The sequence below is a fragment of the Pseudomonas baltica genome (assembly GCF_014235765.1).
GTDB lineage: Bacteria > Pseudomonadota > Gammaproteobacteria > Pseudomonadales > Pseudomonadaceae > Aquipseudomonas > Aquipseudomonas baltica.
Window position 1 is genome coordinate 1 of sequence record NZ_JACMYH010000002.1, and the last position, 24,839, is coordinate 24,839.

19 protein-coding genes are annotated in these 24,839 nt (G+C 62.6%); 9 read left to right on the forward strand and 10 right to left on the reverse strand.

Going from position 1 to position 24,839, the window contains the following annotated elements; genetic code table 11:
• Positions 1-86 precede the first annotated feature (86 nt).
• Positions 87-890, forward strand: a complete 804-nt coding sequence (locus tag H7993_RS09450; protein WP_185794221.1) for an HNH endonuclease — start codon at positions 87-89, stop codon at positions 888-890.
• A 67-nt stretch (positions 891-957) separates the two neighbouring features.
• Here H7993_RS09450 and H7993_RS09455 read toward each other — a convergent pair whose 3' ends face one another.
• The 5 genes from H7993_RS09455 to lon form a co-directional block, all read right to left on the reverse strand.
• Positions 958-2,205: a ribonucleotide-diphosphate reductase subunit beta gene (locus H7993_RS09455; RefSeq protein ID WP_122476712.1), complete on the reverse strand. Its 1,248-nt coding sequence runs from the start codon at positions 2,203-2,205 to the stop codon at positions 958-960.
• Positions 2,206-2,848: 643 nt separating this feature from the next.
• Positions 2,849-3,805, reverse strand: a complete 957-nt coding sequence (cmoB, locus tag H7993_RS09460) for a tRNA 5-methoxyuridine(34)/uridine 5-oxyacetic acid(34) synthase CmoB (protein ID WP_185794222.1) — start codon at positions 3,803-3,805, stop codon at positions 2,849-2,851.
• Entirely contained in the window at positions 3,802-4,584 is a 783-nt protein-coding gene (gene cmoA / locus H7993_RS09465) for a carboxy-S-adenosyl-L-methionine synthase CmoA (protein ID WP_185794223.1), read from the reverse strand. The genes cmoB and cmoA overlap by 4 nt, the downstream gene beginning before the upstream one ends.
• A 305-nt stretch (positions 4,585-4,889) precedes the next feature.
• On the reverse strand, positions 4,890-5,282 hold the full coding sequence (locus H7993_RS09470) for a protease inhibitor I42 family protein (protein ID WP_185794224.1): 393 nt from the start codon (positions 5,280-5,282) through the stop codon (positions 4,890-4,892).
• 438 nt (positions 5,283-5,720) lie between these two features.
• Positions 5,721-8,141, reverse strand: a complete 2,421-nt coding sequence (gene lon, locus H7993_RS09475; RefSeq protein WP_185794225.1) for an endopeptidase La — start codon at positions 8,139-8,141, stop codon at positions 5,721-5,723.
• Positions 8,142-8,304: 163 nt separating this feature from the next.
• Between lon and H7993_RS09480 the strand changes: the two genes are divergently transcribed.
• Genes H7993_RS09480 through H7993_RS09495 form a run of 4 tightly spaced genes read left to right on the forward strand, consistent with a single transcriptional unit; the run spans position 8,305 to position 12,615 of the window.
• On the forward strand, positions 8,305-8,979 hold the full coding sequence (locus H7993_RS09480; RefSeq protein ID WP_185794226.1) for a methylamine utilization protein: 675 nt from the start codon (positions 8,305-8,307) through the stop codon (positions 8,977-8,979).
• Positions 8,963-11,323: an EAL domain-containing protein gene (locus tag H7993_RS09485; protein WP_185794553.1), complete on the forward strand. Its 2,361-nt coding sequence runs from the start codon at positions 8,963-8,965 to the stop codon at positions 11,321-11,323. The genes H7993_RS09480 and H7993_RS09485 overlap by 17 nt, the downstream gene beginning before the upstream one ends.
• 19 nt (positions 11,324-11,342) lie before the next feature.
• The gene (locus tag H7993_RS09490) at positions 11,343-12,188 is read left to right on the forward strand and encodes a DUF3034 family protein (RefSeq protein ID WP_244647030.1); all 846 of its coding nucleotides are present in this window, start codon (positions 11,343-11,345) and stop codon (positions 12,186-12,188) included.
• Position 12,189: 1 nt separating this feature from the next.
• Positions 12,190-12,615, forward strand: coding sequence for a group I truncated hemoglobin (locus tag H7993_RS09495; protein ID WP_185794227.1), 426 nt, complete (start codon positions 12,190-12,192; stop codon positions 12,613-12,615).
• Positions 12,616-12,687: 72 nt separating this feature from the next.
• Here the strand turns inward: H7993_RS09495 and H7993_RS09500 are convergent, their stop codons facing one another.
• The gene (locus H7993_RS09500; RefSeq protein ID WP_185794228.1) at positions 12,688-15,099 is read right to left on the reverse strand and encodes a glucose/quinate/shikimate family membrane-bound PQQ-dependent dehydrogenase; all 2,412 of its coding nucleotides are present in this window, start codon (positions 15,097-15,099) and stop codon (positions 12,688-12,690) included.
• 91 nt (positions 15,100-15,190) lie between these two features.
• Positions 15,191-16,552 (reverse strand): carbohydrate porin, encoded by a 1,362-nt coding sequence (locus tag H7993_RS09505; protein ID WP_185794229.1) that lies wholly within the window; start codon positions 16,550-16,552, stop codon positions 15,191-15,193.
• Positions 16,553-16,869: 317 nt separating this feature from the next.
• Between H7993_RS09505 and H7993_RS09510 the strand changes: the two genes are divergently transcribed.
• Both H7993_RS09510 and H7993_RS09515 read left to right on the forward strand, forming a co-directional pair.
• A complete protein-coding gene (locus H7993_RS09510; RefSeq protein WP_122476696.1) occupies positions 16,870-17,094 on the forward strand; it encodes a VF530 family protein in 225 nt (74 codons plus the stop codon).
• Complete coding sequence (locus tag H7993_RS09515) at positions 17,094-17,732, forward strand: Pr6Pr family membrane protein (RefSeq protein WP_425312006.1); 639 nt, start codon at positions 17,094-17,096, stop codon at positions 17,730-17,732. Before H7993_RS09510 ends, H7993_RS09515 begins: the two co-directional genes overlap by 1 nt.
• A gap of 30 nt (positions 17,733-17,762) precedes the next feature.
• Here H7993_RS09515 and H7993_RS09520 read toward each other — a convergent pair whose 3' ends face one another.
• From H7993_RS09520 to H7993_RS09530, 3 genes are all read right to left on the reverse strand, one after another.
• The gene (locus H7993_RS09520; protein ID WP_185794231.1) at positions 17,763-18,542 is read right to left on the reverse strand and encodes a siderophore-interacting protein; all 780 of its coding nucleotides are present in this window, start codon (positions 18,540-18,542) and stop codon (positions 17,763-17,765) included.
• A gap of 93 nt (positions 18,543-18,635) precedes the next feature.
• On the reverse strand, positions 18,636-21,734 hold the full coding sequence (locus H7993_RS09525; protein WP_122476691.1) for a transglycosylase domain-containing protein: 3,099 nt from the start codon (positions 21,732-21,734) through the stop codon (positions 18,636-18,638).
• A gap of 150 nt (positions 21,735-21,884) precedes the next feature.
• Positions 21,885-23,318 carry a M48 family metalloprotease gene (locus tag H7993_RS09530; protein ID WP_122476690.1) on the reverse strand — a complete coding sequence of 478 codons (1,434 nt, stop codon included), beginning with the start codon at positions 23,316-23,318 and terminating at the stop codon, positions 21,885-21,887.
• 145 nt (positions 23,319-23,463) lie between these two features.
• Here H7993_RS09530 and H7993_RS09535 point away from each other — a divergent pair, with 145 nt between their 5' ends.
• Together H7993_RS09535 and H7993_RS09540 are read left to right on the forward strand one after the other, a co-directional pair.
• Positions 23,464-23,703 carry a sulfurtransferase TusA family protein gene (locus H7993_RS09535; protein WP_122476689.1) on the forward strand — a complete coding sequence of 80 codons (240 nt, stop codon included), beginning with the start codon at positions 23,464-23,466 and terminating at the stop codon, positions 23,701-23,703.
• Positions 23,704-23,743: 40 nt separating this feature from the next.
• Positions 23,744-24,814, forward strand: a complete 1,071-nt coding sequence (locus tag H7993_RS09540; RefSeq protein ID WP_122476688.1) for an AI-2E family transporter — start codon at positions 23,744-23,746, stop codon at positions 24,812-24,814.
• Positions 24,815-24,839: the final 25 nt, after the last annotated feature.

The window sequence follows — 24,839 nt, forward strand, 5'->3', positions numbered from 1 at the left end:
GTTGACCACTACAAGTAGCTCCCAATATCTTGTAGGAAATTTCCTCATCTTTGGTAGGCTTTTGCCACCACGTGAGAGGAAATGGAATGCCCGTAGTCATCGTTGAAAACGACACATCGCAATGGGAAGACGAGACAGGTTCCGTTTACCATTTTCCAAAGCGCTACCGCCCCTGGCTTTCCACCGGCGCCGAAGTGATCTACTACAAGGGACGCATTAAGGACAAAGCATTTGCCCCTACGCGCCTTAGCGGCGAGCCGCATTATTTTGGTATGGCACGTATCGGCAAGGTGTACGCCGACCAAAGCAGCGAGAAAGGTGATCTTTTCGCACTGATCGAAAACTTCACTCCTTTTGAAAGGGCAGTACCGTCAAAAACTGGGGATGAATATCTAGAAACTATCCCCAAGAGCCGTCTAAAAAACTATTGGCGTGATGGAGTCCGACCTATCTCTCAGGCTGATTATGATCGGATCCTGAGCCACGCGACGCTTTTGCCTGCTCAGGTTGAGCCGGATGTACCGGATATTCAGGATGATCCGTTGACCTTCATATCCGCGAACGAAGGCAGCAAGACAAGCTACTTCGGAACGCGCTACGAGCGCCGCAAAGATTTGCGGGTGAAGGCTATTGCGATCCATGGGCTGGACTGCAAAGCGTGTGGTTTCAATTTCGAACAGGCTTATGGTGACCACGCGAAAGCCTTCATCCATGTTCACCATGTAGTACCTATTTCAGACTTCGGTGGCCAAAAAGCCGTCAACCCGGAAACAGATCTTGTGACGCTTTGCGCCAACTGTCATGCAGTGGTCCATCGTAAGCGCGATATGACGTTGTCCCTCGATGAACTGAAGAGCATCTTGCGCGGCCGATGGGTCAAAAACCCCTGAATTCCCGGCACAAAAAAAGGCCGCCCAAAGGCGGCCTCTTCCTAGTAGTGCTAAGCAGGACCAACCATCAATCCCAGCTCAAGGCCCCACCCGTCTGATACTCAATAACCCGAGTCTCAAAGAAGTTCTTCTCCTTCTTCAAGTCCATGATCTCGCTCATCCAAGGGAACGGGTTCGTGGTCCCTGGGTATTCCTCTTTCAACCCAATCTGCGACAGGCGACGGTTAGCGATGAACTTCAGATAGTCCTCCATCATCGCCGCGTTCATGCCCAGCACGCCGCGAGGCATGGTGTCGCGGGCGTATTCGATTTCCAGCTGAGTGCCTTGCAGAATCATCTGCGAAGCTTCTTCCTTGAGTTCGGCGTCCCACAGGTGTGGGTTCTCGATCTTGATCTGGTTGATCACGTCGATGCCGAAGTTCAGATGCATGGATTCGTCGCGCAGGATGTATTGGAACTGCTCGGCGACGCCCGTCATCTTGTTGCGGCGGCCCATGGAGAGGATCTGGGTGAAGCCACAGTAGAAGAAGATGCCTTCGAGTACGCAGTAGTAGCCGATCAGGTTGCGCAGCAGTTCTTTGTCGGTTTCGACGGTGCCGGTGTTGAATTCCGGGTCGGAGATGGCGCGGGTGTACTTGAGGCCCCAGGCGGCTTTTTTAGCGACCGATGGGATCTCGTGGTACATGTTGAAGATTTCGCCTTCGTCCATGCCCAGCGATTCGATGCAGTACTGGTAGGCGTGGGTGTGGATCGCTTCTTCGAAGGCCTGGCGCAGGATGTACTGGCGGCACTCCGGGTTGGTGATCAGGCGGTACACGGCCAGGGCCAGGTTGTTGGCGACCAGGGAGTCGGCGGTGCTGAAGAAGCCCAGGTTGCGCATGACGATGCGGCGTTCGTCGTCGGTCAGGCCTTCCGGGTTTTTCCAGAGGGCGATGTCGGCGTTCATGTTGACTTCTTGCGGCATCCAGTGGTTTGCGCAACCGTCCAGGTACTTCTGCCAGGCCCAGTCGTACTTGAAGGGTACGAGTTGGTTGAGGTCGGCGCGGCAGTTGATCATGCGCTTCTCGTCGACGGCGACGCGGGCGGCGGAGCCTTCGAGCTCGGCCAGGCCTTCGGCGATGTCGAGTTTGTTCAGCGCGGCTTTGGCGCGGGCTACGGCAGCGGAGTCGCTGGCGCTGGCGGCGCGGGCCTCTTGGGCGGCGGCGCCGCCGGCGCTGTCGAGCTTGTCCATCGCAGCTTCGCTGGCGTGGCCGGCGTTGGCGCCTTTGGCGGGTTCGGCTGCGTCTTCTTTGTCGAATTCGTCCCAGCTCAGCATGGGGGAGGCTCCTGCTCGAGGCCGCTGTGGGCGGCTGATGAATTTAGAAATCTGATTGCCGAGGTTGCGTGGCGCAAGCTGGCTTGGTGTGCGTGTTGCGTCGCCAGGTCCAGGCTTTTTCAGCGTGGTGCCCTGGCGTGGGCTATCAACGATCCGGTTGGAGCGCGCTGAGACGCTGACTTCGCGGGCAAGCTTCGGTCGAGGTGCTCGTGCCGGCTTCGATGTCGCGATGGGTCATGTCTCAGGTCCTTGAAGTGGGCGGCGATTATAGGGTTTTTTGCCTGCTCGTGTTCACGCCAGGACACAAAAAAACCGCCGCAACGGGTATTTCTTACAACCTTGATGCCAGTCGTCCGGTCAGGACCTGAAAGCCCTGGTTTGCACCAAAAATCGCCTATGTGGTGGTTTTGGTAAGAAGTGGACACAGGATATAGGCTTGAGTTCGGGTTGAAAACCCAATGAGCTGGTTAGAAATCAGCCAGATTATCGATGTGCTGGGCGCAAAACCTTGCCCTGCTTGGCTTGCAGCAAATGCAACCATTTCAAGTTTTTTTATGGTTCTGTGAAGGAGTCGATGAGCGGCAAGAAGGGAAGTGCGACGGCGTTTATTTCACCGTCCATTTGCCCCTTCCAGCCTCACGGCCTATTTCCGGGCAGTGATCACCGCGCGCATCGGCGCCGGCAGGCCTTCGACGGTTTTGCTGTGGTCGTCGGGGTCGAGGAAGTCGCTCAGTGACTGGAATTTCATCCATTCGGTGCCGCGTTGCTCGGCCACGGTGGTGATGCTCACGTCCACGCATTTCACGTCGGTGAAGCCGGCGCGGCGCACCCACTTTTCCAGGGCCGGGACGGAAGGCAGGAACCAGACGTTGCGCATCTGCGCGTAGCGGTCTTCGGGGACCAGCACTTGGTGCTCGTCGCCGGGCACTACCAGTGTTTCCAGGACCAGTTCGCCGCCTTTGACCAGGCAATCCTTGAGCGCCAACAAGTGCTCGATCGGAGAACGGCGGTGGTAGAACACGCCCATGGAGAACACGGTGTCGAAGCCTTCCAGCCCGGCGGGCAGGTCTTCCAGGGCGAAGGGCAGGTGCCAGGCGGGGAGGTCGGGCAGGTAGCGTTGCACGGCCTGGAACTGGCAGAAGAACAGCCAGTTGGGGTCGACGCCGATGACGCTGTCGGCACCGGCGCCGAGCATGCGCCACTGGTAGTAGCCGTTGCCGCAGCCGACGTCGAGCACGCGTTTGCCGCGCAGGTCGAGGTGGGGGGCGACGCGGTCCCATTTCCAGTCCGAGCGCCATTCGGTGTCGACTTGGACGCCGAACAGGTCGAAAGGGCCTTTGCGCCACGGGGACAGGCCCATTAAAGCGGCACGCATCTGGTCGTAGGTGGCGGGGTTGTCTTCGCAGTCCAGGCGCAGGCCGTTGACCAAGTCTATGTTGCAGGCGGTTACCGGGGGCAGGGCGTCGAGGGCGCTCTGCCAGCGCTGGAGGTCGCCGTGGCCTTTTTCCATCTTGGTGTCGAGCTGGGCTTGCAGGCCGTTGGCCCAGTTGGCCAGCGGGGTGTTGGCCAGGCGGCGGACGAGCGGGGACAGGTCAATCATGGCAGGGCGATCATCGAGGCGAAGTTGAGGCATTGGAACCAGGGCACGACCTTGCTGAAGCCGGCGGCGAGCAAACGGTCGCGGTTTTCTTCGAGGCTGTCGGGCTTCATGACGTTTTCAATGGCGCTGCGTTTCTGCGCTATTTCCAGGTCGCTGTAGCCGTTGGCGCGTTTGAAGGCGATGTGCAGGTCGGTGAGCAGGTCGTGTTGTTGGTCGTCTTCGAAGCGCAATTTTTCCGAGAGGATCAGTGCGCCGCCGGGGACCAGGGCCTGATGGATGCGGGTGAGCAGTTCCAGGCGCTGGGCCGGGGGGATGAACTGCAGGGTGAAGTTGAGCGCGATGACCGACGCGGGCTTGAAGTCCAGGGCCAGGATGTCGCCCTCGATGACGTCGACCGGCAGCAGTTCCTGAAACATGGAGTTCTGCGCGTTGAGGTATTCGCGGCAGCGCTCGACCATCGCCTGGGAGTTGTCGATGGCGATCACCTGGCAGCCTTCGGCGCGCACGTGGCGGCGCAAGGCTTGGGTGACGGCGCCCAGGGAGCTGCCCAGGTCGTAGAGTGTGGTGTTGGGCTGGGCGAATTGCGCCGCGAGCACGCCGATGTTTTCGACGATAGTAGGGTAGCCGGGGACCGAGCGTTTGATCATGTCCGGGAACACGCGCACCACGTCTTCGTTGAAGGCGAAGTCGGGGACCTGGCTCAGGGGCTGGGCGAATAGGCGGTCGGGCTCTTTGCTCACGGGGCGATCCAGGCGGGTTGCGGGAAATCGGGGCGGCATTTTAGCGGATGTAGGGCGGGGGTGCATTTTTTGTGGGATGTGCGGTGTGGTAGTTGAACCGCGGTGCCCGTTTCGCGGCCGATGACCGCTCCTACGGGGGGATGACGATTGCTGTAGGAGCGGTCTGTGGCCGCGAAGGGCCCCCGCGGTGTAGCAGTTGAACCGCGGTGCCCGTTTCGCGGCCGATGACCGCTCCTACGGGGGATGACGATTGCTGTAGGAGCGGTCTGTGGCCGCGAAGGGCCCCCGCGGTGTAGCAGTTGGACTGCGGTGCCTGTTTCGCGGCCGATGACCGCTCCTACGGATTATTTTACGGTGATGTCGCAGCTGAAGGTTTGGGCTGGGGGGATTTCCGGGGCCCAGGGTTGCTGCAGCACGAGCATCAGGTGACCCTTGCCTGGGGTGCGCGCCTGGAAACGCCAGGTGGATTGCCCGGCAGCCCCGACCACCCCGGCTTCTTCGGGATGGCTGTAGACCTCTGGCCCGAGGCTGCGCAAAACGCTCGCGCCCGGATTCTGTACCAGCCAGCGGTAGCCGGTACTGGGGTTGGTCGGCAATTGCAGGGTGACGGTCTGGTCGACGTTGAGGAAAACCGGGCATTGGCTCTGACTTTCCAGCACGACGCTGTGAAGCGGTTGCTGGGCGCAGGCTGTAAGCGCGGCAAGGCTGGCGGGAAGGATCAGGCGGACGACGGACATGGTGGCTCCGAACGGACGAGGATCTGGAAAGCATAACCCAGTTAGTCGAATGTGCAGGAGTGAGGCGTATGAGCCGCGTTTGGGGAGATTGTGGTGAGTCTGGTGGGGCGGTGGTGGGGCCGGACGCGGCTCGCGCCGCTGCTACAGGGGATCGTGTTGTTTCGGGGCGTTGCAGCCACCGCCCGAGCCACGTCAGGGCGCAAGGGGTGTGGCGGATGGGCCGCCGTAGCAGCGGCGCGAGCCGCGTCAGGGCGCAAAGGAGTGTGGCGGATGAGGCCGTTGTAGCAGCGGCGCGAGCCGCGTCAGGGCGCAAGGGGTGTGGCGGATAGGGCCGTTGTAGCAGCGGCGCGAGCCGCGTCGGCGGTACATGAGGTGTGTCTGACCGAACGCAATGCCCCCCTGACGCGGCTTGCGCCGCCGCTACAGGGGGTGGATGGGTCAGAAGAGGATCTTGGCGACGTCGGCGAAACGTTTGGCGAAATGCACGGTGATGCCCTGCTTGAGGTAATCCGGCAGCTCTTCGAAATTGCCCCGGTTTGGCTCGGGCAGGATCAACTCCATGATCTTCTGCCGCCGTGCGGCGATGACTTTTTCGCGCACGCCACCGATCGGCAGCACATGCCCGGTCAAGGTCAGCTCGCCGGTCATGGCTACGCCCTTCTTCGGCGCCTGGTCGCGGGCCAGGGACAGCAACGCGCTGGCCATGGTCACCCCGGCGCTCGGGCCGTCCTTGGGCGTGGCGCCTTCGGGTACGTGCAAGTGCACGAAGGCCTCGTCGAAGAACTTGGAATCGGCGCCGAACTGCGCAAGATTGGAGCTGACGTAGCTGTAGGCAATTTCCGCCGACTCCTTCATGACCTCGCCCAATTGCCCGGTCAGCTTGAAGCCACGGTTCAGCGTATGGATACGTGTCGCCTCGATCGGCAAGGTGGCGCCGCCCATGCTGGTCCAGGCCAGGCCGGTGATCACGCCCTTGCCCGACAGCACCTGCTCGCTGCGGAACACCGGCATCCCCAGGGAAGCTTCGAGGTCCTTGGGCACTAGTTTGATCGGTACATCAGGCTTGTCGATCAACTGCACCACCGCTTTGCGCACCAGTTTGCCCAGCTGTTTTTCCAGCTGGCGCACGCCGGCCTCGCGGGCATAGCCTTCGATCACCGTGCGCAGCGCACTGTCGCTGATGGTCAGGCGATTCTTGTCGACACCGGCCTTGGCCAGTTGCTTGGGCCACAGATGGCGCTTGGCGATGGCCATTTTCTCTTCGGTGATGTACCCGGACAGGCGGATCACTTCCATGCGGTCGAGCAGCGGGCCGGGGATGGAGTCCAAGGTGTTGGCGGTGCACACGAACAGCACCTTGGACAGGTCCAGACGCAGATCCAGATAATGATCGAGGAAGTCGACGTTCTGTTCCGGGTCCAACGTCTCCAGCAGCGCCGACGCCGGGTCGCCCTGGAAGCTCTGGCCCATCTTGTCGATCTCGTCGAGCATGATCACCGGGTTCATCACCTCGACGTCCTTGAGCGCCTGCACCAGCTTGCCCGGCTGGGCACCGATGTAAGTGCGGCGATGGCCCTTGATCTCGGCTTCGTCACGCATGCCGCCGACGCTGAAGCGATAGAACGGACGACCCAGGGATTCGGCGATGGACTTGCCGACGCTGGTCTTGCCCACGCCCGGCGGGCCTACCAGCAGCACGATGGAGCCACTGATCTCGCCTTTGTAGGCGCCCACCGCGAGAAATTCGATGATGCGTGTCTTGATGTCTTCGAGGCCGGCGTGGTGCTGGTCGAGCACCTTGCGCGCATGCTTCAGATCGAGCTTGTCCTTGCCGTACACACCCCACGGCAGGGCCGTGGCCCAGTCCAGATAGTTGCGCGTGACGGCGTATTCCGGCGAGCCGGTTTCCAGGATCGACAGCTTCTGCATTTCCTCGTCGATGCGCTTCTGCGCGGCGGGCGGCAAGGTCTTGTCCTGCAGACGCTGCTGGAACTGCTCGACGTCGGCGCTGCGATCGTCCTTGGTCAGGCCCAGCTCCTGCTGGATGACCTTGAGCTGTTCCTTGAGGAAGAACTCACGCTGGTGCTCGCCGATCTTCTTGTTCACTTCGGCGGAAATTTCTTTTTGCAGCCGTGCGACTTCGACTTCCTTGCGCAGCATCGGCAGGACTTTTTCCATGCGCCGCAACATCGGCACGCAGTCGAGCACGCCCTGCAGCTCGTTGCCCGTGGCCGAGGTGAGCGCGGCGGCGAAGTCGGTCAGTGGGGACGGGTCGTTGGGGCTGAAACGGTTGAGGTAATTCTTCAGCTCTTCGCTGTACAGCGGATTGAGCGGCAGCAGCTCCTTGATGGCGTTGATCAGCGCCATGCCGTAGGCCTTCACCTCGTCGGTGGGCTCGATGGGCTGCTGCGGGTATTCGACTTCTACCAGATACGGCGGGCGATGGTGCTTGAGCCAGGTGCGGATACGCACGCGCGACAGCCCCTGCGCGACGAATTGCAGCTTGCCGTTTTCGCGGCTGGCGTGGTGGATCTTCACCAGCGTGCCGTACAGCGGCAGGCTGGAAGTGTCGAAATGACGATGATCGTCGGGCGGGGTGTCCATGAAGAACAGCGCCAGCGAGTGGTGCTCGGTGTTGGAGACCAGGTCCAGGGTTTCCGCCCAGGGCTCTTCGTTGACGATGACCGGCAGCACCTGCGCGGGGAAGAACGGGCGGTTGTGGATCGGGATGACGTAGACCTTGTCCGGCAGGTTCTGCCCAGGCAGGGCCAGCTCGGTGCTGGAGTGGGTCGAGTGCTCGATGTGCTCGTTGTCCAGATCTTCGGACGGATTCTCGTTGGATTCCTGCTGGTCGCTCATGGGGCACCTGCGTCAATGACTATGCTGCTTAGATGGGGCAGGGTGCGACTGGTTTCAATGGTTGCACTGAAGCTTTGCGGCCGGCTGCCGATAAGGTTGTAACCGGGCTTGTGGCCCAAGTGGGCCGCGGCAGGCGACACTTTCATCCGTCAGGTAAATTTTCATGATCAGGTTTGGCGCCTTGCTCGGCAGTCTCGTCCTCAGTACGTGGGTCAGCGCGGCCTCCTTCGAGGCACGTATCACCCAGGCCGACGGCAAGCCTCTGGCCGACGCAGTGTTCAGCCTGTCCGGAGGGCCGGCGGCCGCCGGATCCAGGCAGGCCACGGCGGTCATGGACCAGCGCGCGCAGAAGTACCTGCCGCACGTGCTGGCCGTGGCCACCGGTACCTCGGTTTCATTTCCCAACAGCGACAATATCCGCCATCAGGTGTATTCCTTTTCGCCCGCCAAGCGCTTCGAGCTGCGGCTTTATGAGGGTACGCCAAGCAAGCCGGAGTTGTTCGACAAGCCTGGTGTGGTAGTCCTGGGTTGCAATATTCACGACTGGATGCTTGGCTATATCTATGTCACCGATGACCCCTGGTTCGCCGTCAGCGACGAGCAGGGGCGCGTGCGTTTCGATCAATTACCCGCGGGCCGCTACCAAGTGAGCCTGTGGCATCCGCGCAGCGTGGATGCGCAAGTACAGCCAGGAGGCGAGATCGACATGACGGCTACGGCCATGACGCAGAACTACACCCTGAAGGTCGAGGCAACGGCGGAAGACGGTGCCCAGGAGCCGGCGACCGGCGCGTTCAGCGATGCGTTCAAAAAGGCTGCCGGTGAAGCTGCGCAATAGTTTCCAGGCGCGCATCGCCTGCGTACTCATTCTGCTGCTGTCGGTGGTAGTGGGGGCGTTGACCGTGGCCGTGAAAGTGGCCACCAACGATGCCGTGCGCGCCCAGGCCCGCGAGCAGCTGCAAGTGGGCACGCGCGTGTTCGAGCGTCTGCTGGATGTGCGCGGTCGGCGCCTGCGCGACGGCGTGCAGTTGCTGGCTGCCGACTTCGGTTTCCGCGATGCGGTGTCCAGCGGTGACTCGCCGACCATCCGTTCGGCGCTGCAGAACCAGGGCGCGCGCATCGGCGCCACCGACATGTTCGTGTTGGGCATGGACGGTCGTGTCCTGGCCAGTACCGTGGACCAGGTCCCCACCGGCAGCGTGTTTCCCTATGACACGGCGCTGCGCGAAGCCCGCCGAACCAGCCAGTCGATGCTGTTCGTGCCGCTGCAGGGGCTGCCGCACTTGCTGGTGGAAGCGCCGGTGCTGGCACCGCTGCCGATCGCGCGGGTGGTGATGGGTTTCAGCATGGATGTGACCCTTGCCCAGGAATTGCACTCGCTGACCAACTTGCAGGTGTCCTTCCTGACTACCGAGGCCAGCAAGGTCGGCACGCTGGTGAGCACCCAGCCGACCGAATTGTCCGCCAGCATCAGTCAATGGATGCAGGTCAATGAATCGGCGGCGCAGCACATTTCCCTTTCCGAACACAATGATCGTACCTACCTCAGCCAGCCCTTGCTGCTGGCCAGCAGCAGTGGCCCGGAGGGCGGAAAGGTCATGGCACTGCTGCAGAGCCCGCTGGATGAAGCGATGCGCGCGTTCGTCGCCCTGGATCGCAATATCTTCGGCATTGCCTTCGCCGCATTGCTGGCCTCCCTGGTGGGTGCCTTGCTGCTGGCGCGCAGTGTCTCGCTGCCGGTGCAGAGCCTGGCGCGGGCCGCTGGGCGCATCGGCCATGGCGACTACCAGACCGACGTGCCGCTGGACCGCACCGACGAACTGGGCGTGCTGGCCAAGGCCATCAGTCGCATGCAGGCCGGGATCGCCGAGCGCGAGCTGCAGCTGGCTCACAATGCCTTGCACGACGCGCTGACTGGCTTGCCCAACCGCACGCTGGCGATGGAGCGCCTGGGCAGCGCCATTGCCGCCGACCGACCGATCGGCCTGCTGTACATCGGTATCGATAACCTGCGCGAACTCAGTGAAAGCGGCGGACCGACCTTCGTCGACAAACTGCTCCAGCAAGTTGCGCAAACCCTGCTGGAGCTGGTGCGACCCGGCGACACGGTGGCGCACCTGATCACCGACGAATTCCTCCTGCTGCTGGAAAACCTCGACAGCGACAGCGCCGTGGCGGTGGCCGACAAACTGCAACAGGTGCTGCTGCAACCCCACCGTTTCGGTGGCCACGACGTTGCCATCGACTGCCGTATCGGCATCGCGGCCTTTCCCTCCGACGGCCTGAGTGCCGAGGAGTTGCTGGCGCGTTCGGCAATCGCGATGAAAGACGCCGCCGACATGCCGGGTCGCCTGCAGGTGTATCAGCACGGTCGCGACCTTGCGCACCAGCGTCAGGTGCGGCTGATCCGCGACCTGCGTCGGGCCGCCGCGAACAACGAGTTGTCCCTGCACTACCAGCCCAAGCTGGACCTGCGCGACAAGCAGGTACGCCAGGCCGAAGCCTTGCTGCGTTGGCAGCATCCACAGTTGGGCAATGTCTCGCCCGGTGAATTCATCGAGCTGGCCGAGCGCACCGGCAGTATCCAGACGCTGACCCGGTGGGTCATCGAGGAAGGCATTCGACAGTTGAGCGAATGGAACACGCGCGGCCTGGTCGTGCAGTTGTCGCTGAACATCTCGGCGGATGACCTGCTGGGGTCCGACCTGCCTGAGCGGGTCGTGCGCCTGCTCGGCCTGCACCAGGTACCGGCCGAGCAGTTGATTTTCGAGATCACCGAAAGCGCGATCATGCGCGAGCCCGAGAAGGCGTTGAAGGTGCTCAACAGCCTGCGTGACTGCGGTATCAGTTTGTCTGTCGACGACTTCGGCACCGGTTATTCGTCGCTGGCCCACCTCAAGCGCCTGCCGGTGCAGGAGCTCAAGATCGACCAGTCGTTCGTGCGCAACCTCGACGAAACCAGCGAGGATGCGGTGATCGTACGTTCCACCATCGAACTGAGCCATAACCTGGGCCTCAAAGTGGTGGCCGAGGGCGTCGAATACGAACACAGCCTGCGCTTGCTCGAACGCTGGAACTGCGACACCGCCCAGGGCTATCTGATCAGCCGGCCGCTGACCGCTGTCGCCTTCGAAGCCTGGATGCAGCAGTCCTCGCCCATTTCAATTGCTGTGGTTCACTGATGTCATGATGCGAAAAGCCATGTTGTTGTGCTCGCTGGCCTTGTGCTGGCAACCGTCGCTCCACGCCAACGAGGGCCGTTTGTTGGCCACCGGCGGTGCCAGCAGTATCGACGGCGCCGCCGGTGGGGGGATCACGCCCTGGGCCGTGCTTTCCGGCTATGGCGAGCAGGGCGAGTGGGGCGCCACGGCATTTGCCACCCGCGTGGACCTGCCGGACTACCGGCTCGACGTGTCAGGCATGGCCGCCAGCTACGACAATCGCATCGAATTCTCCTACGCCCGACAACGCTTCGACCTGGGCTCGCTGGTGCACAAGCTGGGGCTGCCCGAAGACAGCCTCAGCCAGGACGTTTTCGGGGTGAAGGTGCGCCTGTTCGGTGACCTGATCTACGACCAACTGCCACAGGTGGCGCTGGGCCTGGCGTACAAGCGGCAGAAGGATTTCCTCATTCCCAGCCTGGTCGGCGCCAAGCGTGATGAAGATGTCGAGGGTTACCTGACGGCCAGTCGCCTATTCATGGGCGCGGCGTTTGGCTACAACCTGCTGGTCAATGGCGGAGTGCGCTACAGCCGCGCCAACGAACTGGGGCTGTTGGGCTTCGGCGGTGATCGCCGCGACAGCCGCAGCCTGCTCAAGGAGGGTTCGCTGGCCGTGCTGTTCAACCCGCGCTGGGCGTTGGGCGTGGAGTACCGAGAGAAGCCGGACAACCTGTCGTTCGCCGGCGAAAGCGACTGGGCGGATGTGTTCCTGGGGTATTTCCCCAACAAGCATCTGGCGATCGTGCTGGCCTACGCGAAACTGGGCGAGATTGCCACGCTGGACAACCAGAACGGCACCTACCTTTCCGTGCAAGGGAGTTTTTGACATGCGCATGTATGTGCTGGGCGTGGCCCTGCTGCTGGGTGCCTGCACGGGTCACCAGCAGCCGGCCAAGGACGACAGCCTGTACCAGGCGCTGGGTGGCAAACCGGGGATCAGCCGGATCGTGGAGGGGATGTTGCTGAACGTGGCCCGGGATGAGCGGATCGTGGCGCACTTTCGCAACGTCAACATCGAGTTGCTGCGTGCGCAGTTGATCGACAAGTTCTGTGTCGAGGCGGGCGGGCCGTGCGAGTACACCGGGGATGACATGGTGGAAGCGCACAAGGGCCAGCAGATCAGCCGCAGCGAGTTCAACGCGCTGGTGGAGGATCTGATCAAGGCCATGGAAGCCCAGGGTGTTCCGGTGCCGGCGCAGAATCGGTTGTTGGCCCGGTTGGCGGCGCAGCGGGGGGAGGTGATCGAGAAGTAGGGGGGTGAATGGTCGTCACTGACACACTCAAAAAAACGGCTCCCGAAGGAGCCGTTTTTCATTACATCGACATCACTTGTTTTCAGGCAGTGCAAACGCCATCACGTAGTCACCCTGCTTGGTACCCAGCGAGCCATGCCCGCCAGCGACCACCAGTACATACTGACGGCCATCCTTGCCGGTGTAGGTCATCGGCGTGGTCTGTGCGCCTGCAGGCAGGCGACCTTCCCACAGCTGCTTGCCGTTGCGGATATCGTATGCGCGCAGGTACTGGTCAAGCGTACCGCTGAGGAACGACACGCCGCTGGCCGTGGTGAAAGCGCCACCCAGGCTCGGCACGCCCATGCTCAACGGGATTGGCACAGGCGAGCTGTCGCGCACGGTACCGTTCTTGTGTTTCCAGATGGTCTGGTGAGTGGTCAAGTCGACCGCAGCCACGTAGCCCCAGGCAGGCGCCTGGCAAGGCAGGCCCATCGGCGACAGCAGCGCCTCCAGGATTACCCCGTACGGCGCGCCCTTGTTGGGCTGCACACCCTCGGTTTCGCTCTTGCGACCAGGGCCGCCGGCCACTTCTGCCGCAGGCACCAGCTTGGAGCGGAAAGCCATGTAGCTTGGGTTGACGAACGCCACCTGACGCACTGGGTCGACCGACAGGCCACCCCAGTCGAACACGCCGAAGTTGCCTGGGTACACCAAGGTGCCCTGCAGCGAAGGTGGCGTGAACGGACCTTCATAGCGCAGCGACTTGAAGTCGATCCGGCACAGCATCTGGTCGAATGGCGTCACACCCCACATGTCGCGCTCTTGCATGACCGGTGGCATGAAGTTGAGGTCGGATTTTGGTTGAGTCGGCGAGGTATGGTCGCCTTCCACCGCGCCCTGGGGCACCGGCACTTCGTGGATCGGCACGATCGGCTCGCCGGTCAAGCGGTTCAGCACGTAGATGCTGCCCTGCTTGGTCGAGGCCAGCACGGCCGGCTTCACGCCATCGGCGGTCTTGAGGTCCATCAGGGTAGGCTGGCCGCCCACGTCCATGTCCCACAGGTCGTGATGGGTGAACTGGTAGGTCCACTTCACATGGCCGGTGTCGATGTCCAGCGCGGTCAGGCCAGCGCTGTACTTCTCCGACTCGGGAGTGCGGTTGCCGCCCCACTGGTCGGGCATCTGGTTGCCCATGGGCAGGTACAGCATGCCGTTCTTTTCATCGACGCTGAACATGGACCACATGTTCGGCGAGTTGCGGGTATAGGTCTGGCCCGCAGCGATCGGCGTGGTGTCGTCGGGGTTGCCGCTGTCCCAGTTCCATACCAGGTGACCGTCGTGCACGTCATAGGCGCGGATCACGCCCGAAGGCTCGTCCACCGAAACGTTGTCGGTAACGTGGCCGCCGATCACGACCAGGTTCTTGGTCACGGCCGGTGGCGAAGTGGAGTAGTAACCACCCGCAGCGAACTCGCCGATGTTGGCGCGCAGGTCGATCTGGCCCTTGTCGCCGAAGTCTTCGCACATCTTGCCAGTGTCGGCATTCAGAGCGATCAGACGGGTGTCGGCAGTCGGCACGAAGATGCGCTTCGGGCAGGCAGTCGGCGCAGCCGCAGGTGCGGTGGCGTCGGTGGCCGGGCTGGCGGCGGCGTAGGCGGCGTCATCGTGATACGACACGCCACGGCAGGTCATGTGGGCCCAGCCCTTGAAGTTCGGCGCGTTCTGCGTGCTGATCTTCGGGTCGAAACGCCAGATTTCCTTGCCGGTGTCCGGGTCCAGGGCGATGACCTGGCTGTGTGGCGTGCACACGTAGAGCATGCCGTTGACCTTGAGCGGGGTGTTCTCCGCAGTGGTCTCGCCCGGATCGTTCGGGCCAGGGATGTCGCCGGTACGGTAGGTCCAGGCCGGGGTCAGCTTGCTGACGTTTTCCGGGGTGATCTGCGCCAGTGGCGAGTAGCGATCGCCGTGGGCACTGCGACCGTAGGAGTTCCAGTCACCGTCGGGCATCGCCGGTGCGGTGTTGGGCATGTTGGCGGTTTCGCGGTCCAGCTCGCCTTTGATTTCACCAGGGTTGGTGAACTGGCTGGCCAGTGCGCAGAGGCCCGCCAGAACCACGGCGATGCTCAGCGCAGCCGTGGCCTTGGGTGCAGGCTGGCGCAGCAGTGGCTTGCGGAACCAGGGCAGCAGCAGGACCACGCCCAAGGCAAACCATAGGGCCAGGCGCGGCACCAGTTGCCACCAGTCCAGACCCACTTCGTACAACGACCAGACGGTGCTGGCGAACAATACCGCTGCATACAGGCCGATGGCCGAACGACGACCCTGCAGCAGCAGCACGCCGGTGAAGCCTACGCCGATACCGGCGATCAAGTAGTACAGCGAGCCACCCAGGGTGGCCAGTTTGATACCGCCGGCCAGCAAGGCCAGACCCATCAGCAGCATCACGATACCCAGAAGTTTGGGCAGCAGGCGCGACCGACGCAAAGCACCGTCAGTGCTCATAGTGAGTTTTCTCCGTCATGTTCAAATGGTTCAGCAGAGTTCAAGTTTTTCTGAGCTCGTGTGTGTAAGGGTATTTCAGCGCCGTTTAGTTTCAGAACGATGCTTGAATCTTCAAGCCGCCAATCAATGCGTCGTCGATGTGGCTGACGCCGCCCGGGTGGCGGATGTACTGCAGGTTCGGTCGCAGCACCAGCCAGTTGGCCATGTGAACCCCGTAATAGAGCTCGGCGCTGTACTCGGTGTCCTGGATCGGCAGGTACGCGGCATCGTTGTAATCGCTGAGCGCGAGGGTACGGTTGTGCCACTCGGCGTTCTTGCGATACGCCGGGTTGACGTGGACCCTGGCCACGGCGAAACCGATGTCATCGCGCGCACGCGCATCGAACAGACCCTTGTAGACGACGCCGGCCTGGACGTAGTTGTCGATGGCGTTGGTTTTCTTGTCATGCAGGGTGGCGTTGGCGAACACGCTCAGGCCCCGCGAGTTGTCGCTGGCGACACGGGTCAGCTGTTGCTGGGCACCCAGCCAGAAACCGTGGCGGCTGGAAGCACTGCGGTAATCCTGGCCGGTGATGGCAGCAGGCTGACCGCTGCGGTCCTTGTAGACGTCGTCGGCGTCTGCGGTGCTGTAGTAGTAGCCGGCACGGTACTCGCCCGGCAGCCCGCCGAGCGTCGGCTTCCAGATCAGCTCGACCGGCAGCATGGCGCCTTCGGTACCGCTGCCGCTGAGCTTGAAGCCGTTGTCGTTCTCCAGGTTCGAGGGGTTCTGCTCGAAAATGCCGACCTGGGCATACAACTGCGGCGTGATGTTGTACTTGATGCGCAATGCCCACTGGCTCACCGGCCAGTTGTACCAGACGCTGCCGACCCAGTTGCCCACCTGTGAGCCACAGAACGCCAGGTTCTGGAAGTCGCACGGGAAGCTGTTGAATTCTTCGCCTTCACCGAAGCGACCGGCCTTGATGTCCAGGCGCTGGTCGAAGAACTTCTGCTGGTACCACAGCTGGGTGATCCGCGTGATGTTGCCGCGACCCCAGACTTCCTGCGCCGATGTAAAACCGCCGACACGCGGATCGTTAATCCGGTCGTTGCTGATGTTGTCGCCGTTACGGTCGGTCAGGGTGAGCTGGAACTCGGCGTCGTGCCAACCGAGGATCTTCTCCAGGTCCATGTGCACACCCAATGCAAACTGGTCGCTGTAGCGCGTGGCATGGTCGTGGTTGTAACCGCCGTGCAGGTTGCTGCCGACTTCGCCGGTGTAGTCGAGCTTGAAGTCGTAACCCTTGGCGGAAAGATCGCCGCGGGTGCCGTTCCAGTCGCCGAACATGAACGGAGACTGCGAATCGAAAGCGGGCAGGGCAACAGCGCTCTGGCTGGTGCCCAGGGCACTCAACGCGAGCAGGGCAGTGAACGGCAAAAACGCCATGGGGCGTGAGGGGGCAGTAAGAGGCATTGGCAGAGAGTTCTTCTGGTGGGTCCGAAGCTGTTCGAGAAGCGCTTCGTTATTTTTCAAAAGTGAAACGTTTCAGTTTGTTGCGGCGGAAGGATATAGCTCGAGGCCATGCTTTTAAAGCCGGGTTTGAAAGAGGGTCAGTTGCCGAAACTGCAACAGTGCGGCGGCTTGCCGCAGGTGGCGCGCACGCACGGCGCGGTCTGGCGCCTGCCCGAATGGGCATTGCGACCGATGGCGAGCGCCCAATAAAAGCTTTGCGCCGCCGTGCCCGTTGGTTAAGGTGCGCACCTTCTGCCCCGCCGTTTCTGGAGCCTGGCATGCATGAGCCTACACACAACCCCCTGCACGGCGTGACGCTGGAGCAGATCCTTATTGCGCTCGTGGCGCATTACCAATGGGAAGGGCTGGCGCAGCGGATCGACATCCGCTGCTTCAAGAGCGACCCGAGCATCAAGTCGAGCCTGACCTTCCTGCGCAAGACGCCCTGGGCGCGGGAAAAAGTCGAACGGCTCTATGTGCAACTGCAGCGCGGCAAGCGTTGATCCCTGGCGAACGCCGGTTGGTTGCGCTGGCGGCGGCCGCCACCTGGTTTGCTCTGGCCCTGCAGCTGTATCTGGTGCTGTGGTCGCGCTGGCAGATCGAAGCGAGCCTGCTGGGTGGGCTGGTGCATTTCTTCAGCTTCTTCACCATTCTTACCAATACGGCAGTGGCTGGCGTGTTGACCGCTCACGTGTCGACGTGCGACTCGAAATGGCGGCGTATCTGCCTGCGGCCCGCGGTGAGCAGTGGGGTCATGGTCAGTATCGTTGTGGTCGGCGTGGCCTACAGCCTGTTGCTGCGCAACCTGTGGCAGCCCCAGGGTTGGCAATGGCTGGCCAACGAGTTGCTGCACGATGTGCTGCCGGTCGCTTTCGTGCTGTATTGGGCACTCTGCGTGCCCAAAGGTACGTTGCGCTTGTGGCACGTACTGGCGTGGGCGATCTATCCACTGGTGTATTTCGCCTACCTGTTGCTGCGTGGACAGAGCATCGGCGTCTACCCTTATCCGTTCCTGGACGTTTCGAAGCTGGGCATGGGGCAGGTCTGGTTGAATGCACTAGGCGTATTGATGGCCTTCCTTGGCTGCTCCGTGCTGGTGTTGGCTGTGGACCGCTGGTGGGGGCGTCGGGGCACGCGCTAGGCGACCCCGTGCACCGACCAGGCGCCAGCGTCACTCGCCGTCGTCACCTTCGAGCCGCCAGTAGCCGGCGGCCTTGATCTGCTCTTCGCTCAGCCCATGCTGGTCGAGCAACACGCGCCGCAACTTGCGCGAGAGCCCCGCCTCGGTCGCGATCCAGCCATAGACCACGCCTTCGGGCAGGCGCAGGTCGCTGACCGTCTGCAGCAGGTCGCCATGGCGACGGTCGACCCAGATCACCTCGAATGCCGCAGCGCTGTCGAACGGCTGCTGCTCGTCGGCGTTCTCCACCTCGACCACCAGCAGCGCACGACGGTTGGCCGACAGTTCTTCCAGACGGCGCGCCATGGCAGGGATCGCCGTTTCGTCGCCGATCAGCAGGTAGGCGTCGAACACATCCGGTACATGCATCGAGCTGCGTGGGCCGCCGATGTGCAGGAATTGACCCGGCTCGGCCTGGGCCGCCCAGGTTGCGGCGGGGCCGTCGCCGTGCAGGACGAAGTCGATGTCCAGCTCGCCGGCTGCAAGGTCGATGCGCCGTGGGGTATAGTCGCGCATGTCGGGCTTGGCTTCGTCCGGCGTCGGTGCACCCAGCACCATGGTGTCGAGCGCCGCTTGCTGCTCCGGGGTGGTGGCGAACATCAGCTTGATGTGGTCATCGCAGCCTTCGCTCACGAAACCGGCCAGCTCGGGGCCGCCGAGGGTGATGCGGCGCATGCGTGGGGTGAGCTGCACAACACGCAACACCTGCAGGCGGCGACGCTTGATCTCGTGCATGACACGATGAATACCGAATGGGTTGTCTGCCTTCATTGCGGGACTCCTGGTCCGATAGGGGGCTATCGACATAGCTTATTACGCCGCCAGGCGCGCGTGAATGAATTCGTTCGCCGCGCGCCCTGCCATTCAACGTGCAGCCTGCAAGGGCGCACTGCACTGGGTGTGTGCACCCGGCTGCAGGTAGGGAGTGAGAATCGGAGCCATGCCCTTGAGCACCTGCACCGGAAGCGCCGAAGTGAAGCGAAAGCCCTCCGCCGCCTTGCCCGGCACGAATGCGGTCAGGGTGCCGAAGTGGTTCTCGCCGATGAAGAACACGAACGTGGCGGTACGGTTGATGGCCTTCGAGCTGATCACCCGGCCACCGGCACCGAAGCTGGAAATGCGGTTGTCACCGGTGCCGGTCTTGCCGCCCATCACCAGCGCCGTGCCGTCATCGGTCTTGAAGCTGCCCGATACCCGCCGCGCGGTGCCGGCGTCCACCACCTGCGACAGCGCCTCGCGCATGGCCGCCGCGACCTCGGCGGGCAGAACTCGCTTGCCGCGGTCCGGATCGCTGATCACTCGCGTGTCGTAGGGGGTGTCGGCAGCAAAATGCAGGGTGTCGATGCGTACGGTAGGCAGCTTGATGCCATCGTTCTGAATGATGCCGATCAGCTCGGCCAAGGCCGCAGGGCGGTCACCCGAGCTGCCGATGGCGGTCGCCAGCGATGGCACCAGATGATCGAACGGATAACCCACGCGCTGCCAGCGCTGATGGATATCGGTAAACGCTTCGATCTCGAGCATGGTGCGAATACGGTTGTCGCGGGCGCGCTTGTGGCGACTGTTGAACAACCAGCTGTAAACCTCCTGCCGTTCGAACCGACTGGCCGCGCCCGCCTCGCCGAACTTGGCGTCCGGATGATTGAGCAGGTAGCCCAGCAGCCACAGGTCCAGCGGGTGGACGCGCGCGATGTAGCCCTGATCCGGCAAGTTGTAGCGGCCCGGGCCATAGCCGGTATACATCTCGTTCAGGCGCTTGTCGGTGACGTTGTCGCTTTTGCTGTGCTCGCGCACGAAGCGATCGAATTGCGCCTGGGGCGCATTGGGGTACAGGTAGCGATGCACGGCCGCCAGCCGCTGCGGGGTAGGGCGCATGCCGTCGAGGAAGGTTTCCAGGCGCTGCTCGGTGGTCTTGCGCTGGTACTTCTTCCAGAAGCGCTGGAGGAACTCCGTGCCTTCGCGATCGGCGAAGCGTGCCAGGTATTCCTGGCGACGCGGATCGTCGTCGTCCCTGAGCAACTGCCCGCTGTTGCTTGGCGCGGAGTAGGTGCTGTAGCGCACCAGGTCGCGCATCAGGCGGATGAAGGGCAGGTTGATGGATTCCTGCAGCGCTTCCTTGAGCGTGGGAATGCGGCCGTTGTCCTCGCGGCGAAAGTTGCCGAAAGTGTGGATCCCGCCGCCGGTGAAGAAACTCTCGGCAGGGCTTGCCGAGTACTTGCGCTCCAGGGCGGCGCCGAGCAGTGCCCGCGCATCGACGCCGGGGTTCTGGATCATGTAGTCGAGCACCCAGCGCGAAAGCCGATCGGCTTCTTCGATCTTCACCTGGCGCAGTTGCGCGGGCGTCTGCCCGGCATAGCGCTCATGCAGTTCGTGAATGATCTCGAGGTAAGTGGTGAGCACGCGCATCTTGGCCGTCGAGCCCAGCTCCAGCTTGCTGCCTTCGTTGATATCGAAGGGCTGGTCGGTGTTGTCGGTCTGCACTCTTACCCGCGAGCCGTCGGCCGTCCGTTCGAACAGGGTGAAGCTGTAGCTGACCTCTCGGGTGCTGGCCGAGGTCAGCAGGCGCTCGCCGATCAGGCCGATCTGCTGGGCGAAGGCCGGGTCGGCAAGGTGGCGCAGATAATCACTGGCCTGTTTCTGCAGATCGGCATGCAGGGTGGTGGTGGCAGAGAGGTCCAGCCGGTCCAGGTCATACAACGGTCGGTCGAGCATGGACGAGAGGCGGTTGCGCGCCACGCTGATGCCCTTGTTCGACTCGTTGGGTTGCCAGGTAGGCTCCTGCACCCAATCGCGGTACATGACCTGGCTGGCCAGGGCTGCGGTGGCCAGGGTCGGGTCAACGATACCGTTGGCGGCCAGCAGGCGAATATGGCTGTCGGTCAGCTCGGCGAGGTCGTCATGGCCCTTGTTGAGGAAGTACGAAGGACGGCGCTGGGCGATCATCAGCGACAGTACCTGGCGCAGGGCGAGCCCACGCGCGGCTTCGCTGGCGGGGTCGGTGGTGGTGCTGGCGAGGGCGCGGTTGACCTGCTCGAAATCGGCGCCATACCAGACCCGCAAGCCTTCGGCCATGCCGTGCACTTCACCATGGCCGGGCACGGCCGACAGCGGCACGCTGTTGAGGTAGTCGCGCACGACGCGCTGGCGTGCCTCCAGGGTCTGCGGACCGTCCTGATAGGCACGCACGCTGGCCGAGATCATCTGGCGAATCTTCTCCGGCCCGGAACCGGTCAGGCCGTCGGGCGAGTGTCGATACTTCTCCAATTGCGTGGCCAGGGTGCTGCCACCGGCCGACTGCCCGGGGAGGGCGAACATCTTGGCTACCTGCGACCAGGCCGCCTTGGCAAAACGCGGCCAATCCACGGCAGGGTTGAGCAGGGGTTCGGGGCTGTCGAGCAGGCCGCGGTTCTCGACGAACAGCAGGCTGTTGACCATGACTGGCGGAATCTGGGCGAACTCGGTGTAGAGCTGCTGGGGGTAGCGATACAGGTACAACGGGTCGCCCCGGCAATCGGTGATCACCAGCCCGGCCTGGGGTTTTTCCTGATAGGGCACGAACAGATCGTGCCCGGCGTAACGCATCAGCGCCGGCGAAAAATGCGTCTGTCGTTCGACCACGTAATTGCGCTTGAGCAGGCGTGGAATGAAATCGCCCAGGGCGCTGTAGCCCAGGCGCTTGTCGAACGGGCCCTCGCCTGGATAGACGATAGCTTCGCTTGGCCCCGGCTGCAGCTCGTAGGTCAGCGACGCCGCCCAACGGCTGAATTCGCGCGCCTGCAGTCGCGACGTACGCATTTCCGCGTACATCGCATACGCCAGCGCCGCGACAGTGATCACCACCAGCAACCAGAACAGACGCCACCACAGGTGACGTTGACGTGGGCTATCTGGCAATGGAGACGGGTCAGGACTGACAGCGGGGGTTGCAGTCTTGTCAGGTTCGGTTTGCCACAAAACGCCCATAGATATTCACACCGGTCACGGAAAATTCATCGCACCTGGAGCAAGTCTAGACGCTAGAGCAGTTGCGTGAAAAAAATGTGAAAATCAATGTGTCTGATACGTCAGTTCATTCCGATCGACCGTGCGGGTCCGATTCGGCCCGCCGCAGCCTCAGCGCAGCATTTCCTTGACCAGCCGATCCTGCTCGATCAACTCGCGTTGCCGTGCATCGATTCGCGAGGCGAGCTGGAAGTTGTCGGCGGCCCGGCGCTTGGCCAGATCGAGTTGCTGGATGGCCTGGTCGAACTCGCCGACCAGGGCGAAGAACTCGGCGCGTGCCTGATGCAGCCCAACGATGTTGCCATTCTGTCCGCGCGTTTCGGCCACCAGGTACCACACGTCCGGGTCGTCCGAGCGGCTCTTGAGCAGGTTTTCCAGGCCTTTTTCGGCATCCGCCATGCGGTTCTGCTTGAGCAGCACGTCGACCCGCTTCTGGTTGATCGGGTAGTTGCCGGGATACTGCGTCACCAGCCGATCGATGCGCTGCTGGGCATCGGGAATGCGGTTGTTGGTGATGTCCAGATCGACCTGCGCCAGGTTGAAGGTGATGTCGTCCGGCTGTTTGCCGAGCAGCTGCTTGAGGTTCTCCCGCGCTTCGTTGAGTTGGCCAGCCTTGACCTGAGCCAGCGCCAAGCCATAGCGCGCGGGGAGCGCATTGGGGTTTTCATCCAGTTGCGCGCGGAAGCGCTTGGCTGCCAGCCCTGGGGTTTCCTCGTAGTACAGCTGAACCCGCGCGCGCATCAGTTGGTACCACAGGCTGTCTTCCTTGCCCCCTTTGGCCGCTTGTTCGGCGCGGTTGCGCGTGTCGGCGATACGCGATTCGCTGACCGGGTGAGTCAGGAGGAATTCCGGCGGCCGTGCATCGAAACGGTACTGGCGCATCAGGCGTTCGAACATGGTCGGCATGTTGCGCGGGTCGTAGCCGGCCTTTTCCATGTTGATGATGCCGATGCGGTCCGCCTCCTGCTCGTTCTGCCGGGAGAAGCGTCGCTGTTCCTGGATCGCCGCAGCCTGGCTGCCGGCGATTGCCGCAATGCCGGCGTCACCGGCACCGGACGCGGCGATCACGATGCCAGCCAGCAGCGCCGCCATCATCGGCAGTTGCATGCGCTGCTGCGCCTCGACCCCGCGCGCGAAGTGGCGTTGCGACAAGTGCGCCAGTTCGTGGGCCAGCACACCGATGTACTCACCCTCGGTTTCGGCATTGAAGAACAACCCGCCATTGACCCCGACGATGCCCCCTGGCGCAGCGAAGGCATTGAGCTCTTTGCTGTCGATCAGGATGAACTCCAGGCGCCGGTCGTTCAGCTGGCTGGTTTCAGAGAGCCGATACACGCTGGTTTCGACGAAATCCTTGAGCTGTGGGTCATTGAGCTGTTTGACCTGACCGCGCAGCAGGCTCAGCCAGGCACGACCCAACTGATGCTCCTGCTGGGGCGAGACGATCGCGGAACTGGCGTCGCCAAGTGACGGCAGATCGCTGGCGTGGCCCGGCAGCGCCAGCAGGCAGGCAAGTGTCAGCAGGGTAGGGCGCAGAAAGGGCATGCACTGAGCTCGGCAGATGAAAGGCCCTACTGTAGCCGCCCCATCCGACGACCACCAGAGGCGCCGGCCTTGGGTTATCCTGTCGCGCCGCTGGCTGCCGCGATCGAGGCAGCATCACGGCTTTCTTTGGTTGGAGAAGATATCGATGAGCGATGCGCCCGAATGTGACGCCGAGCTGGACACCAGCGGTCTTAATTGCCCGTTGCCACTGCTCAAGGCCAAGCTGGAACTGAACCGGATGGCCAGTGGCACGGTATTGAAGGTGATCGCCACGGACGCCGGCTCGCAGCGCGACTTCCGCTCGTTCGCCACGTTGGCAGGTCACGCGCTGTTACATGAACAGGCGCTGGACGGGGTCTACTCGTATTGGTTGCGCAAGGCCTGAGCCACCACCTTCGGTAGCTGGGCCATTCAAGGGAATTTCAATGTTCAAAGTGTTACGCAACTGGATCCAGCGGTACTTCTCCGACGAAGAGGCCGTCGTCCTGGCGGTGCTGCTGGTGCTGGCGTTCACCGCCGTACTGACCCTGGGCGGTATGCTGGCGCCGGTGCTGGCAGGGATGGTGCTGGCGTTTCTCATGCAGGGCCTGGTCAATTTCCTGGAACGCTTGCGGGTGCCTTCGGGCGTGGCCGTGGGAGCGGTGTTCGCGCTGTTCATGGGTGCGCTGGCGCTGTTCATGCTGGTGCTCGTGCCGCTGCTCTGGCACCAGTTGATTACGCTGTTCAACGAGTTGCCCGGCATGCTGGGCAAGTGGCAGTCACTGCTGTTGCTGCTGCCCGAACGCTATCCGCACCTGGTCAGCGACGAACAGGTGCTGCAGGCCATCGAAGCGGCGCGCGGCGAGATCGGCAAGTTCGGCCAGTGGGCACTGACCTTTTCCCTGTCCAGCCTGCCACTGCTGGTGAACATCATGATCTATTTCGTGCTGGTGCCGATCCTGGTGTTCTTCTTTCTCAAGGACCGGGTGATGATCGGTCGCTGGGTCAGCGGTTACCTGCCGCGCGAGCGGGCGCTGCTGACCCGGGTGGCGCAGGAGATGAACCGGCAGATCGCCAATTACATCCGTGGCAAGGTCATCGAGATCTTCATCTGCGGCGTAGTGACCTACATCGCGTTCGTCGCGCTGGGCTTGAACTACGCGGCGCTGTTGGCCCTGCTGGTAGGCGTGTCGGTAGTGGTGCCCTATGTGGGCGCCGTGGTGGTGACCGTACCGGTGACCTTGATCGCGCTGTTCCAGTGGGGTTGGGGCGACCAGTTCATCTACCTGATGGTGGTGTACGGCATCATCCAGACCCTGGACGGCAACGTGCTGGTGCCGCTGCTGTTCTCCGAGGCGGTGAACCTGCACCCGGTGGCGATCATCTGCGCGGTGTTGCTGTTCGGCGGGCTGTGGGGGTTCTGGGGGATCTTCTTCGCCATTCCCCTGGCAACCTTGTTCAAGGCCGTGCTCGATGCCTGGCCGCGCCAGGAGCCCACCGTGGCGCCGATGCTCTGAGACTGCGGCGCGGCCTTCGCGGCCG